Annotated in this window: 22 protein-coding genes and 1 pseudogene; 17 read left to right on the plus strand and 6 right to left on the minus strand. The window is 42.7% G+C overall.

Annotated features, from left to right (window positions below; genetic code table 11):
- Positions 1–3 precede the first annotated feature (3 nt).
- Positions 4–2,523: pseudogene (nirB, locus tag ACF8EG_RS23635) on the plus strand (nitrite reductase large subunit NirB).
- Positions 2,524–2,859 (plus strand): nitrite reductase small subunit NirD, encoded by a 336-nt coding sequence (gene nirD, locus ACF8EG_RS23640; protein ID WP_015313324.1) that lies wholly within the window; start codon positions 2,524–2,526, stop codon positions 2,857–2,859.
- Between the two features lie 98 nt (positions 2,860–2,957).
- Here the strand turns inward: nirD and ACF8EG_RS23645 are convergent, their stop codons facing one another.
- Positions 2,958–3,362, minus strand: coding sequence for a PPC domain-containing DNA-binding protein (locus ACF8EG_RS23645; RefSeq protein WP_025794054.1), 405 nt, complete (start codon positions 3,360–3,362; stop codon positions 2,958–2,960).
- Position 3,363: 1 nt separating this feature from the next.
- Positions 3,364–3,939 carry a TetR/AcrR family transcriptional regulator gene (locus tag ACF8EG_RS23650; RefSeq protein ID WP_015313322.1) on the minus strand — a complete coding sequence of 192 codons (576 nt, stop codon included), beginning with the start codon at positions 3,937–3,939 and terminating at the stop codon, positions 3,364–3,366.
- A 144-nt stretch (positions 3,940–4,083) separates the two neighbouring features.
- Here ACF8EG_RS23650 and ACF8EG_RS23655 point away from each other — a divergent pair, with 144 nt between their 5' ends.
- The 4 genes from ACF8EG_RS23655 (at position 4,084) to ACF8EG_RS23670 (ending at position 6,912) form a co-directional block, all read left to right on the plus strand.
- A complete protein-coding gene (locus ACF8EG_RS23655) occupies positions 4,084–4,698 on the plus strand; it encodes a glutathione S-transferase (protein ID WP_069505959.1) in 615 nt (204 codons plus the stop codon).
- Positions 4,699–4,919: 221 nt separating this feature from the next.
- A complete protein-coding gene (locus ACF8EG_RS23660; protein WP_025794057.1) occupies positions 4,920–5,180 on the plus strand; it encodes a hypothetical protein in 261 nt (86 codons plus the stop codon).
- A 24-nt stretch (positions 5,181–5,204) separates the two neighbouring features.
- The gene (locus tag ACF8EG_RS23665) at positions 5,205–6,425 is read left to right on the plus strand and encodes a PP2C family protein-serine/threonine phosphatase (protein WP_069505962.1); all 1,221 of its coding nucleotides are present in this window, start codon (positions 5,205–5,207) and stop codon (positions 6,423–6,425) included.
- Complete coding sequence (locus ACF8EG_RS23670; protein ID WP_053815380.1) at positions 6,418–6,912, plus strand: ATP-binding protein; 495 nt, start codon at positions 6,418–6,420, stop codon at positions 6,910–6,912. The genes ACF8EG_RS23665 and ACF8EG_RS23670 overlap by 8 nt, the downstream gene beginning before the upstream one ends.
- Positions 6,913–6,939: 27 nt before the next feature.
- Here ACF8EG_RS23670 and ACF8EG_RS23675 read toward each other — a convergent pair whose 3' ends face one another.
- The 4 genes from ACF8EG_RS23675 to ACF8EG_RS23690 form a co-directional block, all read right to left on the minus strand.
- A complete protein-coding gene (locus ACF8EG_RS23675) occupies positions 6,940–7,131 on the minus strand; it encodes a hypothetical protein (RefSeq protein WP_025794062.1) in 192 nt (63 codons plus the stop codon).
- Between the two features lie 35 nt (positions 7,132–7,166).
- Entirely contained in the window at positions 7,167–7,502 is a 336-nt protein-coding gene (locus ACF8EG_RS23680) for a hypothetical protein (RefSeq protein WP_029828155.1), read from the minus strand.
- Between the two features lie 2 nt (positions 7,503–7,504).
- Complete coding sequence (locus ACF8EG_RS23685; RefSeq protein ID WP_069505963.1) at positions 7,505–9,040, minus strand: response regulator; 1,536 nt, start codon at positions 9,038–9,040, stop codon at positions 7,505–7,507.
- 111 nt (positions 9,041–9,151) lie between these two features.
- Positions 9,152–11,293, minus strand: coding sequence for a serine/threonine-protein kinase (locus ACF8EG_RS23690; RefSeq protein WP_069505965.1), 2,142 nt, complete (start codon positions 11,291–11,293; stop codon positions 9,152–9,154).
- 322 nt (positions 11,294–11,615) lie between these two features.
- On the opposite strand from ACF8EG_RS23690, the gene tagH reads away from it, so the two are divergent.
- Genes tagH through tssC (ACF8EG_RS23745) form a run of 11 tightly spaced genes read left to right on the plus strand, consistent with a single transcriptional unit; the run spans position 11,616 to position 25,662 of the window.
- Positions 11,616–12,812 carry a type VI secretion system-associated FHA domain protein TagH gene (gene tagH, locus ACF8EG_RS23695; RefSeq protein ID WP_005463793.1) on the plus strand — a complete coding sequence of 399 codons (1,197 nt, stop codon included), beginning with the start codon at positions 11,616–11,618 and terminating at the stop codon, positions 12,810–12,812.
- A gap of 9 nt (positions 12,813–12,821) precedes the next feature.
- Positions 12,822–13,277 carry a type VI secretion system lipoprotein TssJ gene (tssJ, locus tag ACF8EG_RS23700; RefSeq protein WP_005463795.1) on the plus strand — a complete coding sequence of 152 codons (456 nt, stop codon included), beginning with the start codon at positions 12,822–12,824 and terminating at the stop codon, positions 13,275–13,277.
- A gap of 21 nt (positions 13,278–13,298) precedes the next feature.
- On the plus strand, positions 13,299–14,624 hold the full coding sequence (gene tssK / locus ACF8EG_RS23705; RefSeq protein ID WP_017447471.1) for a type VI secretion system baseplate subunit TssK: 1,326 nt from the start codon (positions 13,299–13,301) through the stop codon (positions 14,622–14,624).
- Between the two features lie 11 nt (positions 14,625–14,635).
- The gene (tssL, locus tag ACF8EG_RS23710) at positions 14,636–15,928 is read left to right on the plus strand and encodes a type VI secretion system protein TssL, long form (RefSeq protein ID WP_069505967.1); all 1,293 of its coding nucleotides are present in this window, start codon (positions 14,636–14,638) and stop codon (positions 15,926–15,928) included.
- 15 nt (positions 15,929–15,943) lie between these two features.
- The gene (tssM, locus tag ACF8EG_RS23715; protein ID WP_045545369.1) at positions 15,944–19,462 is read left to right on the plus strand and encodes a type VI secretion system membrane subunit TssM; all 3,519 of its coding nucleotides are present in this window, start codon (positions 15,944–15,946) and stop codon (positions 19,460–19,462) included.
- The gene (gene tagF / locus ACF8EG_RS23720) at positions 19,444–20,139 is read left to right on the plus strand and encodes a type VI secretion system-associated protein TagF (RefSeq protein WP_069505969.1); all 696 of its coding nucleotides are present in this window, start codon (positions 19,444–19,446) and stop codon (positions 20,137–20,139) included. The genes tssM and tagF overlap by 19 nt, the downstream gene beginning before the upstream one ends.
- A 10-nt stretch (positions 20,140–20,149) precedes the next feature.
- Positions 20,150–20,938 carry a PP2C family serine/threonine-protein phosphatase gene (locus ACF8EG_RS23725; protein WP_005463805.1) on the plus strand — a complete coding sequence of 263 codons (789 nt, stop codon included), beginning with the start codon at positions 20,150–20,152 and terminating at the stop codon, positions 20,936–20,938.
- A complete protein-coding gene (gene tssA / locus ACF8EG_RS23730; RefSeq protein WP_031851146.1) occupies positions 20,935–22,056 on the plus strand; it encodes a type VI secretion system protein TssA in 1,122 nt (373 codons plus the stop codon). The genes ACF8EG_RS23725 and tssA overlap by 4 nt, the downstream gene beginning before the upstream one ends.
- Positions 22,057–22,071: 15 nt before the next feature.
- Positions 22,072–22,602 carry a type VI secretion system contractile sheath small subunit gene (gene tssB / locus ACF8EG_RS23735; protein WP_005463809.1) on the plus strand — a complete coding sequence of 177 codons (531 nt, stop codon included), beginning with the start codon at positions 22,072–22,074 and terminating at the stop codon, positions 22,600–22,602.
- Complete coding sequence (tssC, locus tag ACF8EG_RS23740; protein ID WP_045545370.1) at positions 22,602–24,095, plus strand: type VI secretion system contractile sheath large subunit; 1,494 nt, start codon at positions 22,602–22,604, stop codon at positions 24,093–24,095. The genes tssB and tssC (ACF8EG_RS23740) overlap by 1 nt, the downstream gene beginning before the upstream one ends.
- A gap of 55 nt (positions 24,096–24,150) precedes the next feature.
- Positions 24,151–25,662: a type VI secretion system contractile sheath large subunit gene (gene tssC / locus ACF8EG_RS23745; RefSeq protein WP_069505972.1), complete on the plus strand. Its 1,512-nt coding sequence runs from the start codon at positions 24,151–24,153 to the stop codon at positions 25,660–25,662.
- Positions 25,663–25,672: the final 10 nt, after the last annotated feature.

Consider the following 25,672-nt stretch of genomic DNA (forward strand, 5'->3'; position numbering starts at 1 on the left):
GCGATGAACAGTCCTTTAACGACCCCAGTAAAGAACGCATTGAGCCACATCGTTGTAGTCGGTAACGGTATGGTCGGGTAACATCTCGTCGAACAATTAGTGCAGAAAAATGCGCATTTGGAGCACCGAATTACCGTGATTGGTGCAGAGCGTTTTATCGCGTATGACCGTGTACAGTTGTCCTCTTTGTTTGCGGGTAAGTCTCATGATGATTTAATGCTGAGTAACCAAGAATGGTACGACATGCATGGCATCCAACTCGTACTTGGCAGCCAAGTAACAGGCATCGATAGAGAGCAAAAGCGCATTCTGCTTGATGGTGAAGATGTGCTGGGTTACGACCAACTCGTGCTCGCGACCGGTTCGTACCCATTTGTGCCTCCAATTGAAGGTAAAGACCGCGATAACGTGTTTGTCTACCGCACGCTTGATGATCTTTCACAAATCAAAAAGGCATGTGAAGGTGCAAGAACAGGTGCAGTGATTGGCGGTGGCTTATTGGGTTTAGAAGCGGCAAACGCACTTAAATTATTAGGGTTAGAAACTCACGTCATTGAATTTGCGCCCCGCCTGATGCCCGTGCAGTTAGACGATGGTGCTGGCTTAGTGCTAAAAGAGAAGATTGAAGCGCTAGGGTTAACCGTACATACCTCGACGGGTACGGAGCGAATCTGCGATGGTGAAACGGCTAAACATCGCATGGTGTTTAAAGACAAAGATCCTCTCGAAGTGGATGTGATTGTCTTTTCCGCAGGGATTCGCCCTCAAGATGAGTTGGCAAGAATAGCTGAGCTAGAAGTAGGCGAGCGAGGCGGCATTGTGATCAATAACCAATGCCAAACTAGCGATGAGAACATTTACGCCATTGGCGAATGTGCCCTTTGGGAGCAGAAGATCTTTGGTTTGGTCGCACCCGGTTACACTATGGCGAGAACCACTGCCGATGTCTTGACTGGTATACCAAGCGAAGGTTTTAAAGGCGCAGACATGAGCACCAAGCTCAAGCTACTTGGGGTGGATGTGGCGTCTATCGGCGATGCACAAATGCAAACCGAAGGCGCACAAGAAATGGTCTTACAAGATGCAGTTGCAGGCATCTACAAAAAGCTGGTGGTTGATGCGAGCGGCACCCAATTGCTTGGTGCGATTCTCGTTGGTGACAACAGTGACTACGATGCGCTTTTGCAGTGTTATTTGAACAAAACGGTCCTGCCAGACCACGCCGCGAACCTGCTGTTTGATACCGGAATGCTGGATGGAGATATGCCAGACAGCGCCATCATCTGTTCTTGTCACAACGTCACAAAAGGCGACTTAGTTGCCGAGATTCAAGCTGGCACTACCAACCTGACGGACCTTAAAGCCAACACCAAAGCCGGTACTGGCTGTGGTGGCTGTAGCAATATGGTCAAGTCGGTATTGGATGCTCAATTGGCAGCCATGGGGGTAGAGGTCAACAACCACCTTTGTGAGCACTTTGAGTTAAGTCGCCAAGAGATGTTCCATATTTGCCAAGTGGAACAGATCAAAGACTTCGACACTTTAATCACACTGCATGGCAAAGGGCATGGTTGTGATATTTGTAAGCCGACAGCGGCATCTGTGTTTGCTTCTTTGTGGAATGAACACATCATGGAGCCGCAGCATCAGTCTCTACAAGATTCTAACGATGCCTTTATGGCTAACCTGCAAAAAGATGGCTCCTACTCGATAGTGCCTCGTGTTCCGGGCGGCGAAATTACACCAGACAAACTCATTGTGCTCGGCGAAGTTGCTCAACAATATGATCTGTACACCAAGATCACTGGCGGTCAGCGAGTGGATTTATTTGGTGCGCAGTTAGAGCAACTTCCAGAAATCTGGCAAACCTTAATTGATGCCGGTTTTGAAACAGGGCACGCCTACGGCAAATCGGTGCGCACCGTGAAATCTTGCGTGGGTTCTACTTGGTGTCGTTATGGTGTTGATGATTCAGTTGGATTAGCCATTGAGTTAGAGAACCGCTACAAAGGATTGCGAGCGCCCCATAAGCTTAAATTTGCCGTATCGGGCTGTACTCGCGAGTGTGCAGAAGCGCAAAGTAAAGACATTGGGGTGATCGCCACTGAAAACGGCTGGAATCTATACGTTTGCGGTAATGGCGGCATGAGACCAAGACACGCTGATTTGTTTGCATCCGACTTATCCAAATCAGAGTTGATCGCCATGATTGACCGAGTTTTGATGTTCTACGTCAGCACCGCTGATCGCTTGCAGCGTACGTCGGTGTGGATGGAGAACATGGAAGGGGGCTTAGATTACCTTAAACAAGTGATTTTGGATGACTCTCTCAACCTATGTGACTCTTTGGATGAACAAATGGCACGAGTCGTAGATACCTATCAATGTGAATGGAAGAGTACGCTGGATAATCCTCAAAAATTGCAACGCTTCCGTCCTTTCTTGAACAGCACGTCGGGCAGCAAAGTTTTACCGTACCAACGTGTGCGCGGTCAGCGTATTCCGGTGAAACAGGAGGTGTAAATGGCAGCTTTAACCAAAGTGAAATTGTGTCAGCTTGATGACTTAATCCCGTTTATCGGTGCCACGGTGTTGATTGAAGGTGAGCATGTCGCGTTATTCTACATTCCTGATAGCGGTGTTTACGCCGTTCAAGATTGGGATCCAATAGGTAAGGCTTATGTGATGAGTCGAGGGATTGTCGGTGATATCGATGGTGAGATGTGTGTTGCGTCACCACTGTACAAACAGCATTTCAGCTTAAAGAGCGGGCAGTGTTTGGAAGACGATGCGCACTGTCTAAAAACGTGGCAAGTAACGGTCGACGATAATCAGGTTTGTTATTTAGTCGAAGAATGATCCTCGAAATTAGCTTGCTCGATATGAGTAAATTCTTAGCGTAAGAGATAAGCGAATAAAGCTCCAGAGACACCACAGTATGGTTCTGGAGCTTTTTGCTATTTGGAAGGATTCACTTGTAGTTCGGTATAGCCAGTCGAGTCGTCCATCGCTCTAGTGAACTCAAGTTCTGAGTAAGAATGGATGATCAATTCTGCGGTAGTATCAATCACTGTGCCTTCTAGCAAATGCCCACCCCAAACTCGTCCTTCACGATCAGAGACCGAGATATGAACGTGTTGATGTTCAGGCGTTAAGGTTCCCATCACAGAGACGATTTCAAATGGATTTTGTTTGGTTAACGTATTCTCTGCACCTGCCAAACGAAGGTTGAGCTGAGAGATACAGCCAACGCATGAAGCAATCGAACCCGCTTTGATACCGTGCTTCTCGACCAATTTCGCTAGGCTCAGCTTTAAGTCCATGCCTTTGGTAAGACGTACTGCTATTACTTCAATCGACATATTACTTCCTAATCAAAACCAGCAAGCAGGAAAGCGCCGTATCCAAGTCGGCATAACGTTTGGCTTTGCCAAGTACGCGCATGCCTTGCATGTTGTTGAGAACAAAACGGGCGAGTTCTTCTGGCTTGAGCGTTTTCGGCACTAAGGTTTCTTTCTGTGCGTTTTTCAAGGCATCGGTAATGATGTCGATTAAATGATCAAATAAAAAATGCCCTTTTCTCAGTACATCATCGTCTTCGCCTGCATGCTCCACAAGCGCATTTTGAATAAAACACCCACAACTTCGCTTGCGTTGTAACTCTGCAAAGGACTTAAGGAAAGACTCAAGTTCTGGCAGGGATGCGCCGTCTTTCTCCAAGTCGGTGAGTGAGGGCAACGAGACTTTTTTTAGATAAGCATCCAGTGCTTCGTAGTAAAGCTGCTGCTTATCACCATAGGTGTTGTAAAGGCTAAAGCGGTTGATATTCAACTCGTCAGTGAGATCAGAAATGGATGTATTAGCAAAACCTTTGCGCCAAAAAACGTCCATAGCGACTAAGAGTTTTTCTTCTCGATCGAAGTTGGCTTTTCTTGCCATATGCGTACCTACCTGAGCGGTTTTTCTCAAACCACTCCTAAACTTATTGAACAACTTTTTGGAAATGAAGTTCTTGACTGATCGTTTATAAACTGGCTACAGTATATCCTAACCAATCGGTTAGAAAAAGAAAAAGGATACAAAATGAAGCTCTATGAAACAGCAATGACTCCAAGTTGTAAGCGAGTTAGCATTTTTTTAAAGGAAATTGGTGGAGAGGTTGAGCGTGTCGCGTTGAACGTGCGTGAGGGCGATAATTTGTCTGAATCTTTCAAGCAAAAAAGCGTGAATGGCAAAGTGCCATTACTGGAGCTAGACGATGGCACAACGATCTGTGAAAGCGTGGCTATTTGCCGCTATCTCGATGAAGCGTTTGAAAATGACTTAGCTCTGTTTGGCGCAAATCAATTAGAACGAGCACAGGTGGAAATGTGGCACCGTGTCGTCGAGTTCCAAGGCCTTTATGCGGCATTCCAAGCGTTTCGCAACATTACGGCGATCTATCAAGATCGTGAAAACTGTGTGGCAGCGTGGGGTGAAGAATCCAAGTCTCGCGTCCTCGAGTTTTTGCCAACCTTAGATAAACGTTTGTCAGAGAGTGAATACATCGCGACAGACCAGTTCTCCATTGTCGATATTACCGGTTATATTTTCATTGGTTTTGCGGTGAATGGTTTGAATATTGAAGTCTTCGAGAAGTACCCAAACATCGCTCGCTGGTTTGAACAAGTTTCTGCCCGAGACGCATTCCAAAGCTAATTTTTTCGCAGCGAGCGTTTTCTCTCTCGCTGCGTATTGAATGCCAATGACAAAAAGGTATTCAAATACTTCAAGTTTTCTCTTCTTTTTTTACTCATCTCCTATAATTATTTTTATATACAACAACCTCAATAGGCTTCAATGCGTTTTAGAGCAGAGTGCTCTTAGTCTGTAGACGTTCTTTTCATTTAGAGATGTCTGGCAAGAGACAAGGAGAGGTTATGAATCTTCAAATCAAAACCATCAACAACGTACTGTTTGCTTCGCTCGTTGTTTCTATTCTTGGTTTAGTTGCGATGTACCTGAACTATACGCAGCAAAGTGATCAAATAGAACAATTGCGCGGGCAGCTTATCGAAAAAGAAAATCAGATCGTCATTTCAAACGAAGCATTGTCTTACACCCGTTATCAACATCAACTTTTAGCCGAAGACTACAGTCGTTTTAGAGATGAGCAGTCAATAAATAGAGTACTTCGTTAGTCGCTACCAGCGTTAAGGAGAGAAATGAAACCAATCTTATTGGTCGACGATAGCAAAACGGTATTGCTTTACATGACCTCCGCATTGCAAAAGCAAGGGTACGAAGTCGTCGCGGTGGAGGACGGTGAGTCTGCACTTGAAGTCCTGACGCACCGAAAAGATATTCAGTTTGTTCTCAGTGACCTGATGATGCCTGGGCTCAGTGGTATTGATTTGTGTCGTCTACTCAAATCTGCGGCGTTTGAGCGGTATATCTTTTTTGTCCTGCTTTCTTCACGCAATGATCAGGGCTCGATTGTTAAAGGCATTGACGCTGGCGCGGATGATTTCGTAGATAAAAAAACATCGGTAGAAGAGCTTCAAGCACGCATACGAGCAGGGTTTCGTACTCTCGATTTGCACAATATGTTACTCGCGAGAAATCAAGAATTAGACGTCGCTTACCAAACGATTCGACAAGATCTAGAATCTGCTGGTGATCTCATGAGGCAGCTTTTACCGGTAGATCAGCAAATCGGAGCGACAAAATTAAGTTATTCCTATCTTCCTTGTTCTCAGCTTGGTGGGGATATGCTCGGTTATGCTGCGCTTGATGAGCAGCATGTGGCGTTTTATGTATTCGATGTTTCTGGGCACGGTATCTCGTCTGCTCTGATGTCGTTTTCCATTCAAAAAACGTTATCTCGAAGCTGTGGGCCGGAGTCGGTAACGACAGATCTTGTCGAGGGCGAATATGTTGTTTCGGAGCCTAATGTGGTGGTGGAGAGGCTCAACCTTCGATATCAACAAACGCCTGACAGCCAATTGTACTTCACAATCGTTTACGCAGTTTTGAATACTCAAACAGGCAAACTGAGGTACTGTACCGCCGGTCACCCTAAGTTCTTATGGCGACATCAATCAGAAGCAACCATTGATATAGTTGGTGATGAGAATTTTATAGTAGGCGCGTTAGCACCAACGCAATACAAGGGCGGGGAAATTACGTTAGAACCAAACGACTCGATTTGGTGCTTTTCTGATGGCGTGGTTGAAGCGCGGTACGACAATGAGTTTTTCTCTGTAAATCGTTTAATCGCGAACGTACAGAGCGTTTCTGGACTTCCATTTGAAGCACAGGTTTCTTCTGTCGTCGAAAGCATTAAACGTTGGCAAGTGAAGGAAGATCTGGACGACGATTTGACGCTTTTACAACTTCAATGGTCTGGTCCAAACACGTCGACATGTGAGGGTGAGGATGACTGATTACGAGTTTAAAAAAACGTTTCTTAGCTCACTAAAATCTTCCCGTGAGGCGAGTAAGCAGCTTGCCGAGTTTCTCTTTCAGCATCAGGTATTGGTAAGTGATGTCCATCACCTCGAATTGTGCGTCGTTGAGGTGATGAACAATGCCTTTATACACTCTTACGATGAGCGGGAAGGTGAGCCGATTGAGCTCGAATGTGCAATCTTATCTGACTCTAAGTCTACTCAGATCGAAATGCGTATTTCTGATTACGGTCGTCCTATTAAAAAATCAGTTTTCCAAGAGCACACGAATAAAGAAATAAAAGCACCAAGCTTGTTTGATGAAGACAGCTGGATGTCTTCAGGAAGAGGATTAATGTTAATAAGTAATCTAGTTGACAGTTTTCAGGTATTGAGATGTGGTCGAAAAAATACGTTTGTATTGATTAAAAGAGAGGCGCGTCTAACAACCAAGCAAAGTTCTGTCACTTTACCTGGTTCTTAGTTTTCGTCCATGACGAATTAGCTTTCTTTATTTGTGATCCGTGGTGGAAGCCGATGACAGAAGCGCTTCCAATTCCTCTCTGGTCAACAAGTCTTGCGGAGTTAGCATTCCGCTCTCGTCGTCCAAAGACATTTTGGTTCTGCTGATCAAATATCGTTTTTGAGTAGGAGTTAAGTCCTTGAGCGACTCAATCAACTCCTTGAAATGGTTGTTGTCCATGTTCATAATTTCCCCGTTCTAAGCCTTAAGGTGTTTTATTTTAAGTTTTCTAAGTAAGCGAAAATCTGCTTTTTAATTGTCACCAGCTCGTTATTAACTATAGTTATATCTTCGCATTCTGGTGCAGTATTGTTTCTTGTGCTTGTTTCTATCTTCTCCAGTGCAGCAACTGCGATATCTTCTCCAAAGCCTTCTAGAATACCTTTCAAGCTGTGTGCCATCAGATACAGCTCTGGCCAATTTTGTTGTACGAACATTTTATTTAGTTGTTCTGTCGCATCAGAGTAATCCTCCAAGTAAGTTGAAAAGACAGCAATGATGATGTCTACGTCATTGTCCATGTATTGATTGAGCAATTCGAAGTTGATCATTTTCACTCCCTGTCGGTTACGTGATAGCTAAACGGTTCGGGTATCTGGCTAGAAAAAGAACCAGAGAGATAATCGCTTAACCACCGCGACCAATTTGGTGGTAATGCCCTTTGTTTTAGGAAGTTAACCACCGACTCCGAATTAGAATGGTGTTGTTGGTCCGGCGCTGCCAGAGCGTTCAGTTTTGTCTCTACTGAAAATGGATAGTCGTATTCGTGTGGTACGATATTACACTCTTGAAGTCGGACTGATGAACACGATTGATTGATCACTCTAAGCAAGCTGCGTCTGATAGAAAACTCACCAAAAAAAGCTAATAGCGGAAGGGCTTGTTTCAATAATGCTATCGGCATTTGTGTTGGAATATCGTAAAAGTAACTCAATGACTCTAGCAATTTTAGGTGCGCTTCTGCCGCGCGAGACTCGACGAGAAGTAGCTTGCACTGCATGAGTTGCTTAAAAGCTAATAGATTAACTTGCTGCTCTTTACCCAACTGCTTTTGCGTGAGTAAACAGAGTTCATTCAGCTGAACAAGCACTTTCTTCTTGGTATGAATATGAGTAAGCGTTTTAAAATAGTCGCTGACTAAATCAACGTAAGAAGAAAGGACATTAAGCCATTGGGCATCGGTTTGTGATAAATGGGCTGCATAGGTGCGGCCTAGCTCATAGAGATCTTCAAACAGGCCTAACTTGGCAGTAATTCGGGATGCTGAGAGAAAACGAGAGCCATTACTTGGCGTGAGCGAAAAAGCTCTTTTTGCCAAACAGAGCGCATGTCGTTGTTGCCCCAAGCTTTCATAAAGACCGATCAAACTGTCAATGGCAGCCAAGCAGAGCGGATTCCGAGTTACATAATCAGCCAGAACTTTGACTGCTTCAGATATGTGGCCTTGATGATGCAACAAAAACGCGGTCGCACATACTTTACTTGCATGCTCTTTCTGACTGCAGAGAGGTAAATAATCCTCAAGTAGTGTGTAGTCACGTCTTTCAACTAAAGTATCGATAATCAGAGATTCAACACAAATACTGGACGCGTGGGTCTTGTGAAGCAAGATGACATCAGATAGTAAGAGAGGTTGTGAAGCCAGCAGTCTTTTTGTTACAGCGGCAATGTGCTGTTGTTCTTGCAGTGCTTGGAGCATTTTCGTGTAAAGTGCTTTTGTTTGAAGGGGTTTTGTTAGCAGGTGACGAACCCGCCCTGAGCTAGAAAGTGCTGTGAGAACTGTCTCTTTTGTGGCATCGCTAGAAATCATAAGCACAGCGGTTGTGTCTGAAATCAGTTGCGCTCTGCTCAGGAGGTGAACGAGATCCAAACCTGTGTATTTTTCTGCAAGATGGTAATCAATTACTAAGAAGGAATAAAAGCGAGTTTTTGCGGCGAGCAAGGACGCTTGCGTGTTAGTCACACAAGTGATGTTAGAAGCTTTTGCGCCTAATGCAATGAGTTGGTGTTTCACTAGCAGTGATGATGTAGAACAGTCATCAACGACCAGGATATTGATATCACCAACGGCGACTCTTCCCTCGGCCAAAGTCTATCTTCCTTACTACAGCTACACTAATAAGCTAGTCATCTGAGTGCATAAAGGCAAGGCGTTTTTGAGGAAAGGGGCTTAGAAGCCCCTTAAATGAGACAAAATTCGTTAACTTTGCTTGGAATCTTGCTCAATTTGTTTCATCAAATCGTTCGCTTTCTTCATTGCTCGTCTAGCGCTGGTGGTCTTTCTCTTATTCAACAGAATGTCGGAGAATTGTAGATACTTGTCCGCTGTTTGGAAGCGTAGGTCATTGATATCTTGGAATCCAACAGGGAAGTTTTCAGAGAATTTATCGACGTCTTTAACTAACTTATCCAAATGTACAGTGGTTCTTGCTTGCTTTAGGCGATAGTACAGGCCATCAAACTCGTCTTGATACAAGATTCGAGCAGCATCGATAGGGAAAGGTAACGGATTGCTCGAATCTATCGCCGTTTCATAGAGCTTCATTTCGAGCACCGCATCTTTCATCGCATTGCTTATCTCTAAGTTAGCTTTATGTTCATCGCTATTGGTGAAGAACGTGTTGCCAACCTTTATCAATGTTACTAATGCCGCTGCATCTCGATCTTTCAACGCGTCACTTAAGTGTTTACCAAACACGTCACTAGAAAGTGAGCTCGGTACGAAAGGGTAGTCCTGATGGATCTGGTTTAGCTCTTCTTTCAGCTCATAGATAGACTTGGTATCTTCTTCCTTATCGTAACGTGATTTCTCCAAATGACTGTTAATCTGACGAGCAATAGAAAGTAGAGTAGAGTGCTTACTTGATTGAATGTCTAATGCAAGAACTTCGATTTTATGTGAGTCCGGGTAGTAGCCCTTGGCCTTTTGTAAAATAGCTTCAATCTCATCGTAATTCGGATAGCTAGTCGCATCGGAATTGAGTACATCGTCTATTTCTGATTCAAATTGACCGAGTAAATAGGGCTTATGTAGACGGAGCAAACCAGCTTTAATTAGAGGGTGAAGGGAAGCGTCACCATCGATTAAAGAGCGGCTATGCTCTGGTGAGGTACTCAATAGAAGCTCTGCATTTTGGATAACTTCGTTTTGTTGACTGAGCCTTGCTTCTAGATCGGAAATGGCAACTTGCTGTTGGTTGTAGACTAATCCAAGACCTGCCATAAACAACAAGCTGGCTGCGACACTAGTGGCCAAGGGCCAATATTGCTTGTTCAAACGACGCTTAACTGTCTTTGCATTAAAATCAGCTGGAATTGTGCCAGTTGAAAAAATCTTCGAGAAAATCGGCCACTTCGCTATTGGCATATTTGCTGGTTTAGAGACCTTAATATTTTTCTTTAGTGCTTCATTAACTGGTGTTCTTGAATATGGATGCTTACAACTCAACAATTCATACGTAATACAACATAAGGCGAACATATCATCGCTTATGTTTGGTTCTTTTCCTGAGAGCAGGTTGAGTGAGGCGTAGTTAGGCGTGTAGCCCAGCGTTTCTAGATCTTCTGTTTTACGTTTTGCTGCATACTGATCCTGTTTGATCTGGTGAGTTTTCGACACACCAAAATCCAAAAGCTTTACATGGCCTTCGGAGGTTAAAATTACGTTGGCTGGTTTTAAGTCGGCGTGCACAACACCGAGCGAATGAGCATAGGATAGTGCGTCGAGGATTTGGTTGAGGATAGAAAGCATTGCATGGTACTTCAAACCATTTGGACGAGATCGTTGGATTAAACTTTCCAACGTTTCGCCGTCAATATATTCCATCACTAAAAAGTAGATATCACCGTCGACTCCAAAATCAAAGACCCGGATTACGTTTGGATGACTAAGTCTTTGTGTTTGTTGCGCTTCTCGAATCAACATTCTTGCTGTCTCTGGCTGAGACGCAAACTCTTTCTGTAAAACTTTTAGAGCAACATAAGGGGACTCCGAGCCAGAAGACTCAAGAATTTTGTCTTTTGCTAAATAAACATCACAGAGTCCACCATGACCTAAAATAGACTCAATTTCGTAACGGTTTTTTACTGTTTGCCCAATTAAATTTGAGTTAATAACACTTTTGTTTTTTGTGTTCTTATTATCACTTTTGTTGATAGGTGGTATTGTGTTTTCTTTTTGAGACAGTTTTGTATCCGTTTCATTTATATTTTCAGCGGAGTCTTGTTTATTAACGTTTTTAGCGGGTTCAATTGCGTTTTCTCTTTTTTGAGTCTTTACAATTTTTGTTTTATCTCCGCTATCGCTGCTATTTATAGATTTGTCTTTATTTTTTTCTTCCATCACAAGGACTCCATATAAATGATGGGGTTAATATATATATTCCTGCTAAATGAAAAATACTTCGGTTAGATTTTCTCGGCCAAACTAACATCGGTTTTTTGACGGGTGAAAGTTTGAGTGTCAAAAATTTGAACCTGGTTGGATATTTAAAATTGTTCAACAATTCATGATTGCTTTGATAAAAAAATGATTCATTATGCCGTCAATAGTTTTTATAACAGCTATAAGAACTCTATTAATCTTAATGTTAATAATTAAAGCTTCAAATCTAATTATAAAAATCGATATATAAATATTTAGCAGGTCTTTGGCGAGGTTTTTCATGAAATTGGTATTGACCATAACGAGTTTCCACAAATTTACTCCGGAAATAGAGAGTGAGTTTGTGTTTGAATCAAGTGATGAGCATGCAAAGGTAACCTTCGGACGCTCAGAACAATGTGACTGGACGTTACCAGACCCTGAGAGAGTTATTTCTGGGACTCACGGCGAATTGATTAAATTTGGCGATAAATATCTAATTAAAGATTTATCAACAAATGGCACATTTGTTAATAATGCAGTTACTCCAATCGGCCAAGGGAATGAGCTTGCTTTGTCCCATGGTGACACTGTTGCTTTAGGCGATTATCAAATACAAATTAGTATTAGTGATATCTCTGAAGATAGGACAGAGCATCAATTTACATCTAACCCAGAGGTTAAGACGCCAGTTGGATTCGAACAGCACGTAGAATCGATTCCAGAGATGGAAGATTTTGGTTTAAGCGCTGCCGAGTTGATGGATGAAAGTGTCCCATCAGATTTTCAGTTAGACATTGGTCTAGTAGATGATTTTCTAGAAATTCCGAGTCACGAAACTGAAGTGCCACAACCTAAAGTTGCATCAATGCAGCCTGATACCAACGCTAAAAGCCAAAAACCTACAGTGCATCGAGGTGAACTGGAAGCCTTCATTTATGGCATGGGGATCGACCCTAATATGGTACCAAGCCAAAATCGAGAGCAGTGGTTTGAACAATTAGGTCAGTCGTTTTCTCTCATGCTTATTGGGCTAATGGAGACTCTTCACAATCGGGCTGTATTTAAACAAACCAATCGCGTCAACCATACTGCATTTAGAAAGTCTGAAAATAATCCACTTAAGTTTTCAGCAAATTTGGAAGATGCAATCCACAATTTGTATAACCGTCAAACGTCGAGTTTTTTAAAGCCTAATGCCGCAATAAAAGAAGCATTTAACGATATTGAAAATCATGAGCAGGCTTTAATGCAAGGAGTCGCGGGTACGGTATCGAGTGTCATGTCTCTCGTTGAACCTAATACTATTTATTCAGATGCATTGGCTAAAGACAATGTAATTAACAAGGTTATTCCAGCAAGAAAATATGCTCAGAGTTGGAAGCGCTTTGAAGGTATTCATAGCCAATTAACAGATGAACTTGTCAATAAAGAGTCTCCATTTTATTTAGAAGATTTTGCTAAGCACTACGAATTAGCGCTCAAGAATAAAGGTTAAGGTGGGATTGTGAAACAAATTTATAAATCATTTTTGCTATTTATATTTTTAGTATTAATGGGATGCTCCGCCGCTAATTTAGTGGTCGATCCATATGCGGATTTAGAAATAACGGCAAATCATAATATCAACCCTGACTCGAATGGAAGACCATCACCAGTTGTTGTATATGTATTTGAACTTACATCAAATACACTGTTTGAGAGCCAAGATTTTTTCTCTATTTATGAGGAGCATGAAAAAGTACTCGGTCCAGACTTGGTGAATAAATATGAAATATCTTTGACACCAGGCCAAAAAGAAATCTACCAAGCTAGTATGTCTCCTAAAACAGAATATTTGGGTATCGTAGCCGCGTTTCGCGATATTGAGAATTCAAATTGGCGACAAGTCATTAAAGTAGATAAGACGGGTTACAACACTTATCAAATCTCGTTAGAAGATCTGTCTTTGGTCGTACAATAACGTTTAGTTGGCTAATTATAAATGATGCAATACTCCAAGACGGCTTGGTGCGAGGGGATGTTTCTGCGTCCCCAGCATTTTCAACAGCACGAACGCGCAATATCTAATGAATATAAAGGCTTACACAGTTTAGGTGGCTCATATAACTGGGGCGTTTGGAATTGCCGTGTAAAAGAACATGCCTTAAAAACAGGCTTGATTGAACTTGATAATCTTCAAGCAATTCTTCCTGATATGACGCTGATAGACTTTTCAGCAACGACAAGTTTTCTGTCTCCTTTAAAGGTAAAAAAAGGGACGGAAAATACCTTAGTGAAGGTGATCGTTCCACTCTCAAAAGTCAGCAGTAAAATGATCGCGGATCCAAGTGAAACAACGGTTTCTCGGTATTTACTTCAAGATCTAGACGTTATTGATAACCTGACGGGCCAAGATGAAGAAACGATTCAAGTGGCCTCATTAAATATCGAGCTGAAATCAAGCAATGAGCAGTTAACAGGTTATATAGAGCTACCAATCCTTAAGATTAAAGAAGTTTCTACGGAAGGAGAGGTCATTCTTGATGATTCTTACGTACCACCACTTCTAAACTTGTTAAATGACAAGGTGATGACAGGGTATCTACGTAATGCAATGGCAATGACCAAGATACGCGCAGATGTTATCGCTCAACGACTTGTTAAAGGAAAAGCGGCTTCAGCATCTGCGGTAGATTTCATAATGCTGCAAATGTTGAATCGATATGAAGCCATATTGAAGCATTTTAGTGAGCTGGAGAAAGTACACCCCTTAGAGCTTGCGACAACCTTTAAAGGCTATATAGGCGAGTTGGCAACGTTTTCTCACACCACCAAGCGCTTACCTAATCTCAAAGCTTACGATCACCTTGAAGTTGCAAGTGTGTTTGCTGAACTTAATCAAGTCCTTAGTCAGTACTTGAGTGTCGTTCTTGATCAGACTGCAAGTAAGTTGCCACTAGAAGTACGCCAGTACGGTATCCAAGTGACACCACTTCCAGATAAGCGACTATTGGAATCATGTCAGTTTGTATTGGCGATTAAAGCGGACACAACAACGGATGAGATTAGACGCTTAGTCCCTGCGCAATTGAAGCTTGGTCCGGCAGAACAGATTAGAGATCTAATCAACAACCAGATTAATGGAATTAACGTAGCTCCTTTAAGTGTCGTGCCGCGACAGATTCCATATCAAACCGGGTATGTTTATTTTGAGGTCGTTAAGAAGGGGCCATTCTGGATGCGACTTAAAGACAGCGGTGGTATTGCACTGCATTTATCTGGTCATTTCCCAAATCCGGACATAGAGCTTTGGAGCATTAATCAATAAAAGTGGTAAGTATGGAACAGACGATAGTAAAACCTACTCCTGGCGGAAGAGCGGCTGTATCTAAAGCTCAGCCTCAAAGATCAGCAGACAGTACTGTTGTGATATCCAAAAGTCCTGAGTTGGTTAACAACGATTCAGTTGTTGCTTATGGAGATAATCCACTATTGGCAGAAGCTAATGGTCTACTTTCGATTATTGGACAAATCAGAGCAACAGCTACTCATTCCGATCCTTTGTTTCTTAAAGAAACGCTCGCGCAAAAACTTAGGGATTATGAGAATCGTCTGCGTCAACATGATGTTGACTTGGAAACCATTGATACCGCACGTTATTGTCTGTGCTGTTCTTTAGACGAAGCAGTATTGAATACCAATTGGGGGAGTCAATCGTTTTGGACATATGATTCTCTGTTGAGTTCTTTTTACGCGAGCAGCCAAGGTGGAGAGGCTTTTTTTAAGCATCTAGATAGCTGTTTGGCTCATCCGGAATCCCACCTAGATTTACTAGAGCTAATGTACGTATGCTTATCTTTGGGTTTTATAGGTCAGTATCGTTTAGAAAAAAATGGGCTTGAAGCTCACCGTAGATTGAGAAAACAAGTTGTATCAGTGCTTAAGTCACATGGTCGCGGAGTACAGCAAGAGCTTAGTAACAAAGTAGAACAACATATATTGGCAGGTGCTCAGGTTTCGGAACGTGCTCCTCTATGGGTGGTTTGTTCGGTAACTTCCGCACTGCTTGTTTGTATTTTTATGTACTTCAGCTACGAGTTGAACAAAGCTTCCAACCAAACTTTTGCTCAATTGGTAAACCTGATTCAACCAACCCCAGCAGTTAGTAATCCTATGGTTGAGTCAAAGTCAGCACCTATTGCCGAAAAAATATCTATGTATTTGGCAACGGAGATTGGCAAGGATCTTGTCACTGTGGAAGCGTTGCAAGATAGAGTTCGTATTTCTCTTAAAGCTCAAGACCTATTTGAATCCGGTAGTGCGAGCGTTGTGGCTTACATACAGCCAGTTATTTCTAAAGTTGCACGCACCTTAGAAGCGACACAAGGGAAGATCATAATTACCGGGCATACCGATGACCGTCCGATATTTACCAGCAAGTACCCATCCAATTGGCACTTGTCTTTAGCTCGGGCAACTTCTCTTTCCGAACAGTTAATCTCCAACAGTGCACTTAAAGGAAGAGTGATTCCTGAAGGGTTGGGTGATGTGAGACCTTTGGTAGAAAATGATAGTGAAAAGAACCGAGCAATGAATCGTCGAATTGAAATCGATCTTATTGTGGGCAACTAACGGTTGGGCAAGGAAATGAGTATTAAAGAAATAGGCAGAGTATTTACCCAAAGATGGTTTCTTGGTTTAGTCGGTGTAGCCGCGTGCTCCATTTTTATTTGGGTTGTGGGTCCTCTGATCACGGTTGCAGGTTACGAGCCGCTTAAAAGTGATTTTCAACGTTTAGTTACGATCTTAGTGATTGTTTTTGCTTGGGCGCTTATCAACTTAACAAAGCAGCACAAACAGAAAGTTAGAGAAGACGAAAGTATTCAGACGTTGCTTGAAGTAGACAGTCAATCAGACAAAGAAGCCGCCAGTGAAATTGACGTAATGCGCGATCGTATAGAGCAAGCGATCAAAGTTGTGACAAAAACGCATAAAGGAAAGCGTAGTTTGTACGATTTACCTTGGTACGTTCTGATTGGTCCTCCAGGAACAGGTAAAACTACGGTTCTAAAGCAATCTGGCTTGGAATTTCCGTTAACTGAGAGCTTAGGAGCTGACTCTATAGCTGGTGTAGGTGGAACACGTCACTGTGATTGGTGGTTTGCTAATAAAGCAGTACTTATTGATACAGCAGGACGTTACACCACGCAAGATAGTCAAGAAAAGGTTGACTCTAAAGCTTGGCACGGTTTCTTAGGGTTGCTTAAGAAATACCGCACTCAAAGGCCTATCAATGGCGCTATCGTAACAGTCAGCCTAGCAAGTGTGATGTCTCAAACTCGTACGGAGCGTAGCTTACATGCCAGATCAATAAAATCTCGCCTTCAGGAACTCAAAAATCAGTTGGGTATGCAATTCCCAATCTATGTTCTGCTGACGAAAATGGATCTGGTTGCTGGCTTTAATGAATTTTTTGCTGATTTAAGTAAAGAAGAGCGTGAGGAACTTTTTGGATTTATGTTCCCACGAGAAGTTGATGACGAACGTGGTGTTATTTCTCTATTCAATAAAGAGTTTCACGGCATGTTGGAGCGGCTCGATGCGCGCATGTTACGTATATTAGAAACTGAAGATGACTTAGAAAAGCGCACGCTAATATTCGAATTTCCAAAACAGCTGCGAGTTTTACAAGCAAACTTAGATGAGTTTTTGTCTGAGATATTTGCGCAGAACACGTTTGAAGAGCCAGCCCTTATTCGCGGTGTTTTCTTGCTTAGCTCTGTACAAGAAGGCATTCCTGTTGATCGACTGATGAGTGAATCAACTAATGGATTGGGACTAGGGAGGTTGCCTTTAGCGACAAACGTTAACAGTTCGCATAGCTATTTTGTTAAAAATCTTTTTGAGCGAGTCATCTTTAAAGAGCAATTACTAGGTACCGTTAACCGCCACTATCAAAAGCAATCTGGATGGATGCGTACGGGCATATACGTGGGTTGTGCTGGTGTTCTTGTTGGTGCTTCTGCCCTTTGGTTCCTGAGTTATCAATGGAATTCAAAGTTAATTGTCGATACCAATAACCAAGCAAATCATATTGAAGCGATGATAGGTGCAGAGAGCCTTGATTTTGAATCGGACGTTATCAGTGCTGTAGACACGTTAGACAAGATCATGATGTTGCCACTAGGGAAAAATAGTGAATATGGTCATTCTGATGCAGTGAAAAAGTTTGGTCTGTATCAAGGTGACAAAGTTTCTCAAGCAGCAAATAACGCGTATTCAGATGCTCTTTCTCAACACTTTGCTACTCTGCTGTCAGAGAGTTTGCTCTCGGAAATGGAAGCGAATAAGCAGCATCGTGAATACTTATACGAGACGTTAAAGACGTATTTAATGTTGTTTAATCCGGAAAAGTATCAACAAGAAGAGGTAATTACTTGGTTCAACTTCTACTTTGAACGTCAGTATCCAGGAGAGTTAAACAAAGAGCTACGTGAGCGTTTGCTAGTGCATACTAAAAACTTACTAGAGAACGACGAGAAAGGCTTCTCAATGAATGCGACTGCTATTAGTGCAGCACGAGAAGTTCTAACGCAAATGTCACTTCCAGAGCGTGCATATCAGCGTATGAAGATGCAGTTTGCTAAAAGTCACGTTCCGTCTTTCCGTTTAACAGACGTGTTAGGACCTAAAGGTTTAGAACAATTTGAGCGAGCAAGTGGAAAACCTCTATCGCAAGGTATTTCCGGTTTTTATACCTACAACGGTTTTCACAGCATTTTCCAAATTCAGATTAATCGCACCGTCAAAGGATTGATGGAAGAAAACTGGGTGTATGGGGATGATCTTAAAGCTCATGAAATTGATCATGATAGTGCTATTCAGGGGGTTCAAGCCCGCTATTATCAAGATTATGTCAATGAGTGGAAAACTCTGATAGAGGATGTTCAGCTTAAACAAGCTCCGAGTTTGGCTTTAGCAACAGAGCAATCAAGAGTTTTATCCGGTGTAGAAAGACCAATTGAATCACTTCTGCGTGCAATACAAAAGGAAGTGGGGTTATCGAAAGTAACGTTATCGGAAAATCAAAAGGCAGCAACGGAAGTCGCAGGAAAGGTTGCAAAAGTGAAGTTTTCTAATACGGCAGACAAACTCGATATGTATTTGCCTGAAGAGAATGGATTTAATGTTGCTCTACCAGGTAAAGAAGTTGAATCCCATTTCACCGAAATCTTACGACTTAGTGAACAAGACTTTGATGATATTCAGCAAGCGATGGTGAATTTGCGTTCGTACTTATCTGATTTGTCTAGCTCAGGGAACAATCAAAAAATTGCTTACAAAAGCATATTGGATGGAACGGTAACTCAGGATGTTGCTGCCTCCTTTGCTAGAGCAAAAGATCTCTTACCAAAACCGTTTAATCAATGGTTGGGAGAGTTGTCACAGGAATCGGTTAAGTTTGCAGAAAGCGGCTCTAAAGATCATCTAAATCAACTTTGGGTGACTAATGTAGTGCGTCCTTATCAGCGGACTATAGCAGGTAGATACCCATTTGAACCTAATGCAACGAAGGAAGTTCGTCTAAAGGACTTTCAACGATTCTTCGGGTACGGTGGTACGTTGGACTCGTTCTTCCAAGAATATCTGGAGCCGTTTGTTGACACGTCTAAGAGTCGTTGGAGACTAGAAAAAGAAATCGGTGTAAGGCCCGAGACGCTTGCGGTTTTTCAAAGGGCAAAACGCATTAGACAATCGTTCTTTGAATCAGATAACTCGCTACGAGTCGAGTTTGGTATGAAACCCGTATATCTAGATCAACACATTACTCGATTTGTGCTAGAGCTAGGTGATCAAGACTTGGTTTATAAGCACGGTCCTGCGAGATCGAAGGAACTTCGCTGGCCATCGGGTCAAGATCAGACACGTATTGTGTTTACACCGCCCGAATCAAAACGAGAAATTGCTCATACCTATGAAGGGGAATGGGGCATTTTCAAACTATTGGACCAATCACTCAAGGCTCGACCAGAGTCCCGCAACGACAACATTGTCATGATCGATTTGAAGGGGAACAAGGTTCAGCTTGAGTTGATTCCATCTAGTGCAATCAACCCATTTTGGTCTAATGAGATGGAGAGGTTCAGATGTCCGCAAACCTTGTAACGCCTGAGTGGGGCTACATCGGAAAAATGCCGGCTAAAGGTGACTTTGTTAAGGACGGTATTTCTCCTGAATTTGCAAACCGTTGGCACGACTGGCAGCAAGCTGTTATTGCAGTGAGTAAAGAGCAACTGGGTGACACTTGGAACGATTATTTTTTAACTGCACCAGTTTGGCACTTTGCACTGGATGTGAGTTACATGGACGATGCTACGTATATCGGCAGCATGATTCCAAGTGTAGATGCATGCGGTCGCTACTTCTTTTTTACTGTTGTTCGAGCGGTAAAAGGCAAAGCAGCACAGTATTGGGCACAAAGTGGCTGGACTGAAGATAGCCAGACTCTAGCGCTGTCAGTGTTAGACGATGAATTTGTATTTGATGTATGGCACCGAAGCATGCAGGAAAAGTGTGAGCTTGTTTCTGAAGTAACGATATGCAATGAAGAAATGGCGCTTTTGTACCAAAGCCCGATCTCAACAGTGTTTAGCTTTTCAACTGAAGCAAAGCAAAACACGTTGTTAAATCATCTAATTGAGAGTCAACAGAGAAAACCATGCTTCTGGTGGACAGAAGGCTCTACTCATATTGAATCATGTATGTTTGTTAGCACTGGGTTGCCATCTATTGGCCAATTCTCTGCAATGTTAGATGGTCGTTGGCAAAAGTGGAGTTGGTAGGAAGCAAAGAATGAACTGGAATTATTTTACTTTTGCTAAAACTCATGCAGGTAAAGTTCGTCCTTATAATGAGGATGCGTTACTGGATATGACTGAACAGCATATATGGGTTGTTGCTGACGGCATGGGCGGTCATAGCGCTGGTGATATCGCGAGTCAAATGCTGGTCGACAGAATTGCACGCCATATGCAAGATGTGCCAAACACCAATATAGATGATATTCGCGCAGCAGTGCAGCAAGCGAATTTTGAGATCTATCAATATGCTCAAATGAACTTAGATGGAAAGACAATGGGCACAACATTGGTGCTGTTGTTTATTCAGGATGGTTATTACCACTGCCTATGGGTTGGTGATAGCCGTATTTATCAACTAAGAAACGGCACTTTTGTACAAAAAACTCGTGACCATAGCCAAGTGATGGAGTTAGTTGAGCAAGGCTTGTTGGCATTTGAAGACGCAGAGTCCCATCCATTAGCCAATGTAATTACCCGAGCTGTTGGGGTTGATGAGATGGTGACGATAGACCAAGTATCGGGACAGCTTGCGGATGGTGACCAGTTCTTGTTGTGCAGTGATGGACTTTCCAAGGAACTAAGCTGTGATGAAATGCATAAAACTCTATGTGCAGATTCAGTTAACCAAGCTGGTTTGGCATTGATGCACTCTGCTCTGGTGCGTGGCGCTAGTGATAACGTGACGTGTGCGCTCATTAAAGTGCGTCAAGAACCTAGTGAGTTTGACTCCGCTAGGCGAGATGATGCGACTATTCCTGTGTTTTTGAGGGGGAGAGTATGAGTAACACGATGTTTGATTGGTATGAGCAAGTCCTTGCACCAATTTCGGAAGACAATCCGACTGGCATTGATCCAAGAGAGGATGTCTCTCCTCAGTCTGCTTATTATCGACTTAAAGATCAGCGAATGGTGGCAAGAAACGCAGAGCGAAACGCCATCATCGAAGAAGAAAGTATTCATACACATAACAACTTATGGCGCGTTTTTGTTGAAGAAGTACCAGAAGTTCTCGCTACACAATCAAAAGATTTTGAGTTTGTTGCCTGGCTAATAGAAGCATTAACTCGGCTTTATGGTTTTAGAGGCATGGGCGTAGGCTACAAAATTGCTAGCGCGTTTGTTGAGTCATATTGGGATGAGTTGCACCCAATGCCTGATGAAGACGGCATAGAAACGCGGATTTCTGCCATCACTGGACTTAATGGTATTGATAGTGAGGGAACGCTGATCTTTCCTCTTGCCTCGATTCCATTGACGGATATGGGTATAGAGCAAGCTTATGCATATTGGGAATACCAACAAGCCATTGAACTCGAGCGCTTGGATGAAGACAAGCGAAGAGTGCGAGTAGATCAAGGCGCAATTGAATTGTCGCGTATTACTGACACGGTGAAATCAACGTCAGATGAGTTTTACCAGTCTCTGATTGCAGATCTCGAGTTCGCTACAGGTGCTTTTAATGAGTTCAGTCAGCGACTTGATGACGCTGTAGGGGATGTAACGCCTAGCTCATATATTTCAAAAAGAATTGAATCAATACACGCGGCACTTAAGCACTTGTTGGGTAATCGTTTTAAGGATAAGGCTGAGGTCTCCATTTCTGACGAAAATGATGGTGAAGAGTTGGAAGAAGCGAGTCAACAAGCAGTTACTCACCACTCATCTGCGTTATTAGTTACAAACATGCAATCTCGAGAACAAGCTATTCAACAGTTGCAACATGTGGCGGACTTTTTTAGAGAAAGCGAGCCTCACTCACCAGTTTCTTACTCCATCGAACAAATTATTCGTTGGTGTGGAATGCCTCTGCCTGAATTACTGGCGGAACTAATCTCCGACGGAGACGCAAAACGAAGCTACTTCCGTTTGGTTGGCATAGCAGAACAAAATGAAAATTAATAAAGGGAGAATGGTATGACGAGTATCCACTCGAAACTTTCACGAGTACGGAAGCCTCGTGTTCACATTACCTACGATGTTGAAACCGAAGGAACAACTTTGAAAAAAGAGCTTCCTTTTGTGGTGGGTGTTATGGGCGACTTTGCAGGCCAAAATACCGAAGCATTGAAACCATTAAAGGATCGCCGTTTCATTCAAATCGATCGTGATAACTTCGATGATGTACTTAAAAAGATGAGTCCATCGGTTAAGTTCAAAGTCGCAAACAAGTTAGCAAATGACGATTCTGAATTTGCGGTTGAACTGAGCTTTAAATCGATGCAAGACTTTGAACCAGCAGCGATTGTCAATCAAGTAGAACCATTGCGTCAGCTGATGGAAACTCGTAACAAACTGCGAGACTTGATGACTAAAGTCGACCGTTCGGAAGAACTTGAAAACATCCTAGAAGAAGTTCTCAACAATACAGACAATTTGGCAAAACTAGCTGGTGAGCTAGATCTTGGCAAAAAAGCGCCATCAGAAAGTACTGAGGGAGCAGAATAATGACGACTCAAGTTGAAAAACAACTCGATCCTGCGGTGGGTGAACAAACCACTTCATTTCTTGAACAGGCTATTGGTGCGACGAAACAAACAGAAGCATCGAGAGCAGAAGAGCTGATCAAGACACTGACTGAAGAAGCGATGAAGGGGACGGTTTCTTGGAATAAAAACCTAACCGTAACTTTCCGTGAAGCGATTAATTTGCTTGATAGACAGATTTCAGAGCAGCTTTCTGAAGTTATGCACCATCCTGAGCTACAAAAGTTAGAAGGCTCATGGCGTGGGCTGAATTACTTAGTCATGAATTCAGAAACAAGTTCTACGCTGAAAATTCGCATGATCAGCATCACGAAGAAAGAGCTTCATAAAGACTTAAGTAAAGCGGTTGAATTCGATCAAAGTCAAATCTTTAAAAAAGTGTACGAATCTGAATTTGGTAGCGCTGGTGGTGAACCGTATGGTGCTTTAATTGGTGACTACGAGTTTACAAACCATCCAGAAGATATTGAGTCTTTGCGTTTAATGTCGAATGTTGCTGCTTCGGGTTTCTCACCATTCTTGTCTGCTGCTTCTCCTGCGCTATTTGGTTTTGATGAGTGGACAGAACTATCTAAACCGCGCGATTTAGATAAAGTCTTTGAGTCGTTGGAATATGCGCAATGGCGCTCTTTCCGTGAAAGTGCAGATTCTCGTTTTGTAAGCTTAACGATGCCTAAAGTATTAGCTCGCTTACCATACGGCCAAGCTACGTCTCCTGTAGAAGCGTTTGGCTTTGAAGAATTTGATGTGGATCCTGTGTCGGGTATCGCCGTTAATGCTGATCACAATGATTATTGTTGGATGAACTCATCGTACGTGCTTGGCGTCAAACTGACGGATGCATTTTCTAAGTATGGTTTCTGTACTGCTATTCGTGGCGCAGAGGGTGGTGGGCGAGTTGATAACCTACCAACACACTTCTTCATGAGTGATGATGGTGACCCAGATATGAAGTGCCCAACGGAAATTGGCATTACAGACCGCCGTGAAGCGGAATTGGGTAAACTGGGTTTCTTACCGTTGTGTCACTACAAAAATACAAACTATGCCGTGTTCTTTGGTGCTCAAACTTGTCAAAAACCAGCAAATCATGAATCTCCAGAAGTGGCAGCAAACGCGGCAATTTCAGCAAGACTTCCTTACATGATGGCAACCTCTCGTTTTGCACATTATTTGAAAGTAATGGCTCGAGACAAGATCGGTAGCTTTATGGAAGCAGAAGACGTTGAATCTTGGTTGAACCGTTGGATTCTTGGCTATGTGAATGCTTCTGAAGGTGGCGGTCAAGAAATTCGTGCGAAATACCCTCTTGCCGACGCTCGCGTACAAGTTAAGGAAATTCCAGGTTCTCCTGGTTCTTACAACGCGGTTGCTTGGCTCAAGCCATGGCTTCAAATGGAAGAGCTAACCACGTCTTTAAGACTCGTTGCCAAAATTCCTCAGTCGGGTGGCTAAATAGAGTTAATGGCTGGTCACTTCGACCAGCCATTAAGCCAAGCTTATGGTAGTTATGACGAAAATAGATGCATTGGACTTTCTAGACCCAGAGGAACTCACACACGAGTTTACACCGATGGGCCTGGCTGAGTTTGACAGTCATTGGTTGACTCAATTTGTTGAATGTTCAGATTCAATACTTGCGGCACAAATTTGGTTGGAAGGCACGCAATCTAAAGATTTTGCGAGTTTTCGACATAGCATTGTGAGCACGATTAATTCCATTGACACACTATTACAGAAGCAGCTTAATGAGATCATTCATCATCCAGATTTTCAGAAATTAGAGTGCAGTTGGGTAGGCGTTCGATATTTATGTGAACAAGTTGATAAACCATCGTCTGACTCAGTAAAAATTAAAGTTCTATCTGCAACATGGAATGAAGTAAGTAAAGATGCGCTCAAGGCTATCGAGTTCGATCAGTCTGCCTTGTTTAAATTACTCTATCAAAATGAATATGGAATGGCTGGAGGAGAACCCTTTGGTGTGGTTGTTGGTGATTATCAATTACGTTATGACCCGAGAACAAATTATTTTGATAGAGATATCTCTGTGCTAAGCAAGATATCTCAGTCTGCTGCTGCGGCATTTAGTCCATTTGTAATGTCAGCGTCTCCTGAAATATTCGGTGTGAACACATTTGCCGAACTTTCGTCGACTCGAGACGTTGCTGCGCAATTTGAACAAATTGATTATGTCAAATGGAGACAGTTGCGAGATAACGATGATACCAAGTTTATTGGCTTAACCGCTCCTAACGTTCTTTTTCGACAACCCTACAAAAGTGATGGTTCTCGAAACGATCAATTTGAATTTCAAGAGAATATTGACGATTCAAATAACGATTTATTGTGGGGAAGTGGAGCCTTCTGTTTTGCTGCTGTTTCGATAAGAGCATTCCAAGAGCACGGTTGGTTTACTCATATGCGAGGAATAAAGCAGGGGGATTATAGTCAAGGAATTATTGTTGCTCCTACAAGAAACAAAACGCGCATTAATGGCAAAAATGACAGAGATAGATGCCCTTTAAATCTAAAAGTCTCTGAGCGTAAAGAGCAAGAACTGTCTGATTGTGGATTCATTCCGATTTCACCAGTTCCTGAAACAGACATGGTCGGCATGACTTCCAATGTTTCGTTGCATAAGCCAAAACTATACGAAGAGAAGCATGTTGCGACCAATGCAAAACTCACCTCAATGCTCCAATACACGATGTGTGTATCGCGTATAGCACACTACGTCAAAGTTATGGGGCGAGACAAGATAGGTGGTTATCAGGACGCGGCATCGCTCGAGAGGGAGTTTCAAACTTGGTTACATCAATATACAACGGCTTCAGACGAAGCTTCGGATGAACTCAGAGCTAAGTACCCATTGAACGAAGCGAAGATCAAAGTTAGAGAGAAACGCGATACGCCAGGGCACTTCTACTCGGTGATACATTTACGCCCTCATTTTCAGCTCGACCAAATGGTCTCAAGTATCAAATTAATTACGGAATTATCACCAGAACATTTGGTGTAAGGAAAGAAAG

This window comes from Vibrio sp. YQ_11, assembly GCF_043103065.1.
GTDB lineage: Bacteria > Pseudomonadota > Gammaproteobacteria > Enterobacterales > Vibrionaceae > Vibrio > Vibrio parahaemolyticus.